At 60.0% G+C, this 10,985-nt stretch carries 9 protein-coding genes; 6 read left to right on the top strand and 3 right to left on the bottom strand.

Features of this window, described 5'->3' with window-relative positions:
* Nucleotides 1-50: 50 nt before the first annotated feature.
* The 6 genes from ACSQ3F_RS03210 to ACSQ3F_RS03185 all read left to right on the top strand — a co-directional run bounded on the left by ACSQ3F_RS03210 (nt 51) and on the right by ACSQ3F_RS03185 (nt 7,073).
* Entirely contained in the window at nt 51-479 is a 429-nt protein-coding gene (locus ACSQ3F_RS03210; protein WP_436098892.1) for a hypothetical protein, read from the top strand.
* Between the two features lie 108 nt (nt 480-587).
* Complete coding sequence (gene secD, locus ACSQ3F_RS03205; protein WP_436098891.1) at nt 588-3,119, top strand: protein translocase subunit SecD; 2,532 nt, start codon at nt 588-590, stop codon at nt 3,117-3,119.
* 496 nt (nt 3,120-3,615) lie between these two features.
* Nucleotides 3,616-3,846 (top strand): hypothetical protein, encoded by a 231-nt coding sequence (locus tag ACSQ3F_RS03200; RefSeq protein WP_436098890.1) that lies wholly within the window; start codon nt 3,616-3,618, stop codon nt 3,844-3,846.
* 151 nt (nt 3,847-3,997) lie between these two features.
* Nucleotides 3,998-4,462, top strand: coding sequence for an RrF2 family transcriptional regulator (locus ACSQ3F_RS03195; protein WP_436098889.1), 465 nt, complete (start codon nt 3,998-4,000; stop codon nt 4,460-4,462).
* A gap of 137 nt (nt 4,463-4,599) precedes the next feature.
* Nucleotides 4,600-5,613 carry a KpsF/GutQ family sugar-phosphate isomerase gene (locus tag ACSQ3F_RS03190; RefSeq protein ID WP_436098888.1) on the top strand — a complete coding sequence of 338 codons (1,014 nt, stop codon included), beginning with the start codon at nt 4,600-4,602 and terminating at the stop codon, nt 5,611-5,613.
* A 218-nt stretch (nt 5,614-5,831) separates the two neighbouring features.
* Nucleotides 5,832-7,073: a capsular polysaccharide export protein, LipB/KpsS family gene (locus ACSQ3F_RS03185; RefSeq protein ID WP_436102021.1), complete on the top strand. Its 1,242-nt coding sequence runs from the start codon at nt 5,832-5,834 to the stop codon at nt 7,071-7,073.
* Between the two features lie 58 nt (nt 7,074-7,131).
* On the opposite strand, the gene ACSQ3F_RS03180 is transcribed toward ACSQ3F_RS03185, so the two are convergent.
* From ACSQ3F_RS03180 to ACSQ3F_RS03170, 3 genes are all read right to left on the bottom strand, one after another.
* Nucleotides 7,132-8,427: a capsule biosynthesis protein gene (locus ACSQ3F_RS03180; RefSeq protein ID WP_436098887.1), complete on the bottom strand. Its 1,296-nt coding sequence runs from the start codon at nt 8,425-8,427 to the stop codon at nt 7,132-7,134.
* 31 nt (nt 8,428-8,458) lie between these two features.
* A complete protein-coding gene (locus ACSQ3F_RS03175) occupies nt 8,459-10,039 on the bottom strand; it encodes a sulfatase-like hydrolase/transferase (protein ID WP_436102020.1) in 1,581 nt (526 codons plus the stop codon).
* A gap of 128 nt (nt 10,040-10,167) precedes the next feature.
* Nucleotides 10,168-10,968 (bottom strand): SDR family oxidoreductase, encoded by an 801-nt coding sequence (locus ACSQ3F_RS03170; RefSeq protein ID WP_436098886.1) that lies wholly within the window; start codon nt 10,966-10,968, stop codon nt 10,168-10,170.
* Nucleotides 10,969-10,985: the final 17 nt, after the last annotated feature.

The raw sequence follows: 10,985 nt of genomic DNA, 5'->3' as shown, positions 1-10,985 counted from the left end.
GTGCGCGGTCCGGCGATTTGCAGTGAAAACTGCCGCCAACGGGAAGGACGATGTCCTTGATGGGCATGAACGGCAACAGGATGGATCGCAGCCGGGCAGGCAAGCTTTTTGCCGTGCTCTGGATTCTGGCGGCCGCGCTTGCCATGCAGTTCGTTGCCTCGGCGCAAGTCTTCTCGTCGCGCTTCTCCGCACAGCAGAGCGCCGGCAATTTCTCGGTTCCGGAAAGCGGCACGTCCGATACGACGCTGTCGCGGCATGTGGTCCGTGCCTTTCCCGTTGCGGATCTTCAGTTTATCGCGGATCGCAGCGAGGGCAAGGCCCCGCCCGGTGGGCCGGGGCCGTTTGTCCTGCCCACACAGGTCTTCGTTTCAGCCGTCGCTTACGGCAGCATGCCCGTCATCGCTTTTACCACTGCGGCGATAACAGGGACGCAGGGCAACGCGACCCGCGTTCGCGGCCCCCCGGCGTTCAGCGCCTGATTGCTGCCCACGCGAGCAGTTTGCGCGTCAGCGCGTCTTTCTTTTTATGCATCACCCCTGTTGTCCCGGGCCTTGCCGGAGGGACACGGGCTATAATGGAAACTCAATATGCGCACTTCGAAATGGGCCATCCTGGCCTATGTCGCGATTATCCTCTTCGGGATCCTCGCGGCGCTTCCAAACGTTTTGCCGGTGGCTGTGCAGCAGCAATATGTCGCCCTCCTGCCGGTCAAACCGGTTACGCTCGGTCTTGACCTCAAGGGCGGCTCGCATCTGGTTCTCGAAGTCGATGCGGCCGGCCTGCGCAAGGCACGGCTGAACACGCTGCTCGACGATATCCGCGGCGCGCTTCGCGCCGAGCGTGTGCCGACCTCTTCGGCCCGCATCGCCGGTGACGTCGTCGCCGTCAAGATCGCTGACCAGGCAGACCGCGAAAAGGTTCTGCCGAAGATCCAGGAACTGGCTGCTCCGGTCGGTACACTCGGCTTCGGCTCGTCCAGTTCGGATATCGAGGTGACGACGGCCGATGACACGATCACGGTGAAGCTGACGGAAGCGGGCCTTAGCGACCGCATGACGGCAGCCGTCGAGCAGAGCCTCGAGATCATCCGCCGCCGCGTCGACCAGGTCGGCGTTGCCGAACCGCTGATCCAGCGCGTCGGCTCGGACCGTATCCTCGTCCAGTTGCCGGGCCTGCAGGATCCGACCCGGCTGCGCCAGCTCCTGGGCTCGACCGCGCAGATGAGTTTCCACATGGTCGACACCTCGGTCGATCCGAACACGACGACGCCGCCGCGCGGCGTCGACATCCTGCCGGGCGCCAATGACGGCGCCAAATATGCGGTGGAAAGCCGTGTGGCAATTTCCGGCGAACGTCTCGCCGACGCCAAGGCCGGTTTCAACCAGCAGACCAACGAACCGATCGTTTCCTTTACCTTTGACAGTCAGGGTGCGCGGCAGTTCGCCGAAATCACTCGCGACAATGTCGGCCTGCCTTTCGCGATCGTGCTTGATGGCAAGGTCCTGACGGCGCCGCGCATCAACGAACCGATCCCGGGCGGCCAGGGCCAGATCAGCGGTAACTTCACCGCCCAGGAAGCAACTGTTCTCTCGGCTCTCTTGCGCTCCGGCGCTCTGCCGGCACCGCTCACCATCATCGAAGAACGCTCCGTCGGCCCGAACCTCGGCTCGGATTCGATCCGCATGGGCATCTATACCGGTCTCGCCGGTTTCGCCCTCGTCGTCTCGCTCATTGTCGTCCTCTACGGCGCCTGGGGCATGATCGCCAATGTCGGTCTGCTGCTCCACACCATTCTGACGATCGGCGTGCTCGGCATGCTCGGTTCGACGCTGACGCTGCCCGGTATCGCCGGTATCATCCTTGGTATCGGTATGGCAGTCGACGCCAACATCCTGATCAACGCCCGTATCCGAGAGGAAACGGAAGGTGGAGCAGGGGCGATGAAGGCGCTCGATATCGGCTTCAACAAGGCCTATGCGACCATCATCGACAGTAACGTCACGACGCTTTCGGGTACCATCCTGCTCTTCATGTTCGGCACCGGCCCGGTTCGCGGCTTTGCCGTCACCATGATGCTCGGCATCGTCATCTCAATGTTTACGTCGGTGACCGTCGTCCGCCTCTTGATGCGTGAAGTCGTCGTGCGCCGGAAGATGAAGAAACTCGAGATCCCGTCGCTGTTCGGCGGCGTGCCGCATCTGCCGAAGATTTCCTTCATGAAGGGCCGCTACGTCGCCATCGGCATGTCGGCCTTCCTGTCGGTCAGCTCGGTCGTCCTGTTCTTCACGCCGGGCCTCAACTACGGCATCGACTTCTCCGGCGGTATCCAGGTGGAAACCACGTCGAAGAACAAGCTGGAACTGGCAACCCTGCGCCACGAACTCGAAGGGCTCAATATCGGCGAAGTGGCCCTGCAGGAATTCGGCCAGGGACAATCGGTCCTGATCCGCGTCCAGCGTCAGCCGGGCGGCGAGCAGGAGCAGACGGTTGCTCTCAACAAGATCAAGGATACGGTCGAAAAGGTCGTGCCGGATGCAAGCTTCGAGCGCACCGAAGTCGTCGGCCCGACGATCTCAGCGGAACTGGCCCGCTCGGGCTTCCTCGCCGTCGCGCTCGCGATGCTGGCGATCCTGCTCTACATCTGGTGGCGGTTCGAATGGCACTTTGCCGTCGGCGCCATCGCGGTGCTCTTGCTCGACATCACCAAGACGATCGGCTTCTTCGCGTTGACCGGCGTCGACTTCAACCTGACGGCCATCGCCGCCCTTCTGACGATGATCGGTTATTCGGTGAACGACAAGGTGGTGGTCTACGACCGCATGCGTGAAAACCTGCGCAAATACAAGTCGATGCCGTTCGCCGACCTGATCGACATGTCGATCAACCAGGTGATAGCGCGATGCATCTTCACCTCGATGGCGACGGCGCTGTCACTGGTGCCGATGGCGATCTGGGGCGGCGACGCGGTCAAGAGCTTCGCCTGGCCGATGATTTTTGGCGTGATCGTCGCCACGACCTCGTCGATCTATATCGGTGGCCCGATCCTGCTGTTCCTCAGCCGCTGGTGGAAGGATCGCGAAGCGAGCCGCGCCCCGGCGATCGAGACCGCGAAGAATTGATCGCTCTTAATATGGAAAAATCGAAAGGGCGGCCTCGGCTGCCCTTTTTTTGTCCCATCGATGGCCTACATAGTCTCCACGAATGGACGGGAGAAATGCTCCGAAGTTAGATTTTCATTCTTCGATGTCGCAGTTTTCGAACATGATCTGCTGCGTTTGACAGGAATGGCGAACGGAAGAGTATTATTTTCCATAAGTCACCAATTTTAATTGACTAAATTGGTGGTCTATTCTACCTTGTGATCATCCGCTGACGGCCGAACCGCAGCGGGCGTCTGTAACTTGCCCGGAAAACACGCCATCCGGGTCCTAGCCGAAGGAGAGAGCCATGTTTGCCAATGACCACATCGCCGCCTTCCAAGGCACGCGTTCCTATTGTCGCGCAATGAAAGACCTCTGCATTTGCCCTCTCTGGCGAATGTGAATCCAAGCAGTCCTTCTTTGAATTTGTGCACGATTTTGAATACCGCGCTCGGCGCGGAAGGAGCGTTATTCCATGAACAAGCAGGTTATAGAATTCGGCGGAGAAGCCGTGGGTGTCGTGGTTCCGGATGCGGGACGGTTGAAGTTCGTCGCGGTGAAGTACCATGTCTGGGATCTGGATTCGCGGCACTTCCGCTCGGCCGACGAGGCGAGGGCGGCGGTGCGTAATCTGATGGCTTCGCAGAGGGGTCGTCAGCCCGCGTCGCAGTCTCCTGGCTTATCGAGCACTTATGCTGTCGCGTAACTGATAAAACTGCGCGAAAACCGCAGTTTGGCCATCTTTTCACTAAATCGGTATATTGGCACGGCTTCTCATGTGATATGCCGGGTTATGTGATGGCAATCAGCAGACAGGCGCCGTTTTCAGTGCCTGTTTGTGAACAGAGCGAACTGCGATGCTGACGAAAAAGGGAAAATACGGATTGAAGGCTCTGGTCGATCTGGCCCGGCTCGATCCGGGCGAGACCTCCTTCATTACCGAAATTGCAAGCCGCAACAATATTCCGAAGAAGTTTCTCGACACGATTCTTCTGGAACTCAGGAACGCTGGTATTCTGCGCTCAAAGAAGGGGCCGGGCGGCGGTTACTCCCTGTCGCGTCCGGCGTCGGAAATCCGCATCGGTCAGGTCGTGCGCACGCTGGACGGCCCGCTGGCGCCGATCCGCTGTGCCAGCCGCACGGCCTATGAAGTCTGCGACGACTGTAACGATCCGGATACCTGCGAGGTCCGCCGATCGATGACGACGGTCCGCGACGCCGTCGCCGATATTCTCGACACGATGACACTGGAAGATTTTGTCAGCAACCCGGGTCAGCCGATTCTCCCGGAAGATGAACTCATCGCGAAGCGTGCAAGCTGAGGCTGAAAGGCAGTATTCTTCGTTTTCCGCTCTATTTTGCCGAAATTGCGGGAAAAAGGCCTCATTTGGCCAATTTGATTTGATCTGAGAGCGCGCTCGATATAACCGGATGCTTCCTTTTTAGTCTTGGAGCGTTAATGATGGGTCTCAGGCAGGTTGACGTGAATACCCCGAAGGAGCGCGCTGTCGCCGAATCGATCGGACGTTCCATTGCCACAGCCGTCGATGGTATCAATGCGCTTGCCGCCCGTTTCACTGCCGACCAGAGCCTTTCGCGCAGTCTCGTTGATGCCGTTGAATTGATCGCCCGCCGCAACGGCCGCGTCGTCGTTTCCGGGGTCGGGAAAAGCGGGCATATCGGCCGCAAGATTGCCGCGACCATGGCTTCTACCGGAACCTCGGCCTATTTCGTGCATCCGACGGAGGCAAGCCACGGTGATCTCGGCATGATCACGTCGGAAGACCTGCTCATTCTCCTTTCCTGGTCGGGCGAAACCGTCGAGCTTGGAAACATGCTGACCTATGCCAAGCGGTTCAACGTTCCAATTGTTTCGGTGACATCCAACTGCGAGAGCCTGCTGGCGCGCAATTCCAGCGTCGCGATCACCCTGCCGAAGGTGCAGGAAGCCTGCCCGCACGGGCTGGCGCCGACGACATCGGCGATGCTGCAACTCGCCGTCGGCGATGCGCTGGCAATCGCGCTCCTCGAGCGCCGTGGCTTTTCAGCCCAGGACTTCAAGACGTTTCATCCGGGCGGCAAACTGGGCTCGCAACTGCTTCTGGTGCAGGAGCTTGCGCACGCGGGTGAGGCGATCCCCCTCTTGCCGCTGGGCAGTCCCATGGGCGACGCTGTCATCCAGATGTCGTCCAAGGGGTTTGGCGTCGTCGGGATCACCGACGAGGCTGGAAAACTGGTCGGCGTCATCACAGACGGAGATTTGCGCCGCCACATGTCGCGCGATCTACTGCTCGAAACGGTCGATGCGGTCATGTCGCACAATCCGCGCGTCATCCAGGGCGGCGTTCTGGCCAGCGCGGCGATGGAATTCATGCAGGCGCAGAAAGTCACGGTCCTGTTTTTGATCGATGACCTTGGGGTCCCGTGTGGCATATTGAACATTCACGACCTGCTTCGCGCCGGCGTTGCTTAAGCAACGCGCGACGGCGCAAGCGGAACAGTAGCGCGGCCTCAAGTTGTTTCGGGAAACGGCAACGCGATTTGATGGCGCGCGGCTCTTGGCATGTGGAATGGGGAAGCCGGCTTTGCGAGCATATATCCTTGTCTGAACGGCACCAATCCTTCCCTCCTGGTCCGAGCGGCCGGGCAAATGGTCATCTGCCGGAGGCATCGATTGCTCCGGGCGGTGCAATTCCCACATTTGCCTTCCACATCCATGGCTGGAAGCAGGCCGTTTTCCAGCGCTATTTCCCGAATCGCAGCTTCACCTTCGTTCCCATGTACGCGCGGGAGAACGAATTCCAGAAGGAGTGGGCAGCGCGGATCCTGCAGGCGGACAGTCCGCAGATATTCGTCTGGAGCCTGCGAGCGCCGGACGGATTGCGGACCTTTGCGGAAGAACACGGCATCCCAGTGTTTTTCATCGAGGACGGCTTCATTCGTTCAGTTGAGGCCAATGCCAGCCGGACGCCGCCCTTGTCTCTGGCTCTCGACACGGGAACAGCCTATTTCGACTGCCGGACGCCGTCTGATCTGGAGCGGTTGCTCGTCACCTACGACTTCGACAGATCTCCCGACCTTCTGCGGCGCGCAGCGGCGGGCATTCGTTTTCTCCTGGAAACGGGCGTCAGCAAGTACAATAGCGGGACGAAAACGGACATCGAGAACCTTTATGGTCCAAAGTCCGGCAAGCGGGTGCTGGTGATCGGCCAGGTCGAGGACGATGCCTCCATCCAGTTCGGCTGCCTGCCGCCGGTGACCAATAACGACCTTGTCCGTCTCGCAGCGCAGGAAAATCCCGGCGCCCAGATTATCTACAAGCCGCATCCAGACATCCTGAATCGTGTTCGTCTCGCGCAGTCGAATCCGGAAGACGTGCAGCATCTCTGTGACATCCTTACCCAACCCTTGGGCATGGCGCAGGCCTTCGAAACAATCGACCATGTCTATACGATCACCTCGCTCGCGGGCTTCGAGGCACTGTTGCGGGGGATAAAGGTGACCGCCTATGGGTGCCCATTTTACGCGGGGTGGGGGCTGACGGATGATCGCCAGCCTAATCCGCGCCGCGGACGGCCCCTTTCGATCGAGGCATTGTTTGCTGGCGCCTATCTTCTCTATCCGCGCTACTTCGACCCCAATACGGGCAGGGAGGTCTCCTTTGAGGAAACGGTCGATGGGATTCTGCGCTATTTTTCCACTGGGGAGGCTCCTGAAGAGCCGCGCTCTTCCGGCCCACGGTGGCGGGCTTGGGGGCCTTACGGTATTCTTGGCTGGCGTCATCTGATAACACCGCTCGTGTCACCGGTAATCGCCAGGATCGGCCACAGCCGCGATGTTCAGAACTATCGGGACGATCCGATCCTGTTCTTTCGCGAGCTTTCAAATCCAAAATTCAGATTGGTCGGGCGAATTTTGTACCCCTTCGACTGACGACCGGCTGGGCTCTGCGATCCGTCTGAAGGCGCGATATTCGAGTTTGTCGAGCCGGTTAGCGACGACGAAGAGTAATCTTCTCCGGCTTTTTTCTCGGTGGTGGATCGACAAAAGCGCCGGGCTCGTTGACTGACCGGTTGTGCAGCCGCTCGGCAATCGCGGTAGCGCCAGCATCGGTGCCGTCGCCTGAATAGAAATTTCCGCGCACCTGGATCGTTGCCGCAAGCAGGCGAAAAAACGCTGTCCGCAGGCGGGCTTCGGGCGGCCTGGGAGCGCTCCAGAACTGCTCGAGCGGCGCCTGGTCGCTAAGCCCGGCAATATCGAATACGGCAGCGCCCAACACCTTCACAGGTTTGCCGAGTTGTATGGCATGCAGCCCGACGGTGGAGTTGACCGTAACCGTGCCCAGGGCTCTTTCCAGCAGCGCATTCAGATTGCCGCCGTCGAGGACGTGAACGCGCTCGCTGACATTGAGCTTGGCCGCCAAATCGGCCACATGCTTTCGCCAGTTGATGAGGCCGTTGTCGAGCGGATGTATCTTGACGATGAGTTGCGTATTGCGCCCTGCATGGCGCGCAAAGGACGTTAGGATCTGGCTGATGGCCTCGCGCTGATCGTTGTAGGGCGAATGCGCGCGCAACTGAAAATCGGTTTGCAGCTGCAGCGGGTAAACAAAAAAGGGCTTCCCGCCTTCGAGGAAACGGTCGACAAGCTGGCTTGCCGCCCTGTCCCTCCGGCCGCTGCCCGCCAGACGCATCACCCAGCCGGCATATTCTGCAAGCGGATGGAAGAGGGCGTGGCGACGATAATGCGGGAAGAGGAACCACAGGAAAACGTTCGGCAGATTGTAGAGAAGGTCATAGGTCGCTTCGGCAAGGAAGCTCTGCGTATAGTGTCGTTTCCAATCCGGTTCGGGCAGTGCTCGAGCTGCATCGACGATCTGCTGTGGATCGGCTGGGAAATGCGAGTTGGATGACATGCCACCGCGTTCAAGTGTCAGCCAGTCAGGGCGCAGGTAGCCCATCTCGATGACGCAAACCGCTATGTTGCGATCCTTTGCCGCCGCGATCGCAAGCTGATGGTAGGCGCGCTCCTCGCCCAGCAGGACGAGGTCCGTGACTGCGTGGCGGTCCATGAACGAACCAGCATAGGCACGCCAGGCTTCGCCGCCGCGGCCCCGGTAGTTGTAGGCGCCCTTGCGCCGCCAAAAGATCTGGTCGCCGGGATTGAGGTTGATGCGGAAGCAGCGATGCCCCTGTGCTTCCAGCCGCGCCGCGATCTTCGCGAAGATCGGCGATGATGGCCCTTGCAGGAAGAGGAAGACACGCGTCGATGACTGTTGCGAAACCATCGTCAGCGACTTTCAACACAAGACGCCGACACTACTGCAACTCATCTTTATGCAGGTTGGCATGCCTGAGCAATGCCTCCAGCAGCTTCCAAGGCGCTTCGTTGCGCGGATAGGTCGGGGCGTGGTGAGGCTTGCGGGCGGAAGCCAGGGGCACGATGAAATAGTCCGTGCGGGGATCGGGAAAGGGATCGGCGAAAGATTTGAGCAGCGGTGCATGGTCGCCGTAGAAGAGCAGCCATACCGGCCGGTCGAGCTTGTGCAGGTGATCCACCAATTCGCCGAGCGCCTTGTCCGACTGCTGCAGGATCTCAAGGTAGATGTCGACGGGATCGGTCTTCTCCGCGACACGATTTGGCTCCCACGGTCCATGATTGGCCATCGATGCAACGAAGAGGAAGCCGCCCTTGGCGTCTGCCTGTTTTTCGACATCTTTGATGACTTTGCGTGTCAGCGCCGCGTCCGAGACATAGGGGCCGTCCCGCACCGGATCATGGTCGAAATCATCGAGCATGGTCATCTTCTCGAAGCCGAGTTGCGGCATCGCCTTGTGGCGAAGGAAGAATGTCCGGTCATAGGGATGCATGAAATGCGTGCCCCAGCCGGCGTTCTTCAGTTTCGTTGGCCAGACGACATTCGTATAGTGGCTCGCCCGCAGATACGGGTAGCTGGCATCGATGTGGAGATCGTCGGGCACGAGCCCGCTGAGGACCGCGAACTCCGTTCGCAGCGTATACCCACCTTCGAAAACGGTCGCGAGGCGGCCCCATTGCACAGCGAGCTTCTGCAGGCGGTCGATCGTCGGCAACTTGACGTTATCGACGCCGCAATGCCGCATGTCGATGAAGGATTCCGACTGCCAGACGACGATGAGCGGTGCCTTGTTGTCGGCGTCATGGCCGATCAGGTCCTGGACGGCCGCAAAGAAGAGTTCGGAAAGGTCAGCAATGATCTTTTCGCGCCGGCGGCCGAGCCAGATGATGAAATGAAACACCACCGAAGCGAAGGTGCCGAAGCGGACGGTGCTGACCTTGACGTTCGGCTTGCCGACGAGGTGCTGGACGAAGTCCGCGACCGGCCTGTTGACCGGGCCGTAGAACAGGAGGAGCCAGGGCAGATCGGCAGCAAGGATCATGACGATGATCCAGAAGAGCTTGCTGCTCTGCGGCAGGACGCTCGGCTCGAAATACATGTACAGCGTCGAGACGCCGAACACATAGAGGAAGGCAACCGTCCAGAAGACGATGTTCAGCGAGTTTGCGTAGAAGATCGACTTGTACTTGAAGACATCGGCGACCAGCGCGATGTCGGAAAACACCAGGGGCTCGCGAATGAATTGGTACTTCGCGCGCGATATGCCTGTGAATATGACGAAGAAGCTCATGGCGCCGGCGCCTGCATAAAGCGGGCGCCAGGAAATCGCGAAAAACCCTGCAAAGACCAGGGCAATGATCGGAAGCCGCGCGAGGATATCCATTGCCGCGCGCCTGCGGCCGAAGGGCGGCCGGTTTTTCCTGCGCTCGCGTTTGCGCAGGGCAAATCTGTCGGTGAAGAAGATGACAGCGCAGGCCAGGGCGTAGCAGAAAACGGTCAGCGTCAGCGGATAGTCATGCATGTGGAACGACGTCAGCGCCAAACGGGTACCTTCACGATCTATAATTCGCCGCCGGCCTGTCTTGCACCGCCGCGACAGAGCGACACTTAAATCCTATTTCCGGCATATACAAGCAGACTTCTCCCTGTTCACCGGCTGCGGCTGATGCGCAGGATAGCGCGGTCGAACCACCAATTGAGGAAGGGCTTCACCGTCGAGCCGAAGCGGCCGAGAGCCCAGAGCGTCCAGCCAAAGAACACCTCGAAATCGCCCCTGTCGATAGCGCGAGCGATGCGACCCGCCACTGCATCAGACGACCATGGTGCGACGCGCCCCATGATCACGGCCGCCTCAGGCGGACGGTGCTCCAATTCGCGCGTGAACTGCGGCGTTTCGGTATCCGGTGGGAAACAGACGGAGATTTTCACCCCATGCGGCCTGGCTTCCGAGCGAAGAGCCTCGGCAAAGCCATGCAGGGCGAATTTCGATGCGGAATAGGCGGTATAGCCGTAGATGCCGATCAGGCCGGCGCCGGAGGAGACCAGCATGACCCTGCCGGCGCGACGCTGCTTCATGCCGGCATAGACCACTCGCACCGCATGGATGCTGCCGAACAGATTGGTCTGGAGCTGGCGTTCGAATGCATCCGGCGAGACCACCTCGAACAGGCCCGGTTCGACGATGCCCGCGCAGGTGATGAGGATATCGCACGGGCCGAAGGCTTCCTCGCACCGGCTGATTGCCGCCGCCGTCTGGCCTTCGTCGGCGACATCTGCACTTTCGATGCGGATTGCGTCAGCGTTGCCGCTCTTGGTGAGTTCCGAGTGAGCCGCCTCAAGGGTAGGCAGTGTTCGCGCTAGAAGTGATATGCGCGCTCCCCTGGACGCGTAGATCCGGGCGAGTGCCAGACCGATCCCGCTTGAGCCGCCTGTAATGATCACATGAGTCATGCTGCAAGATCGGCCCG

The organism is Pararhizobium sp. LjRoot238 (assembly GCF_964252955.1).
In the GTDB taxonomy this organism is placed as follows: Bacteria; Pseudomonadota; Alphaproteobacteria; order Rhizobiales; family Rhizobiaceae; genus Pararhizobium.
Note: the sequence above shows the minus strand (reverse complement) of the source record. Positions and strands in the feature narration are given on the sequence as shown.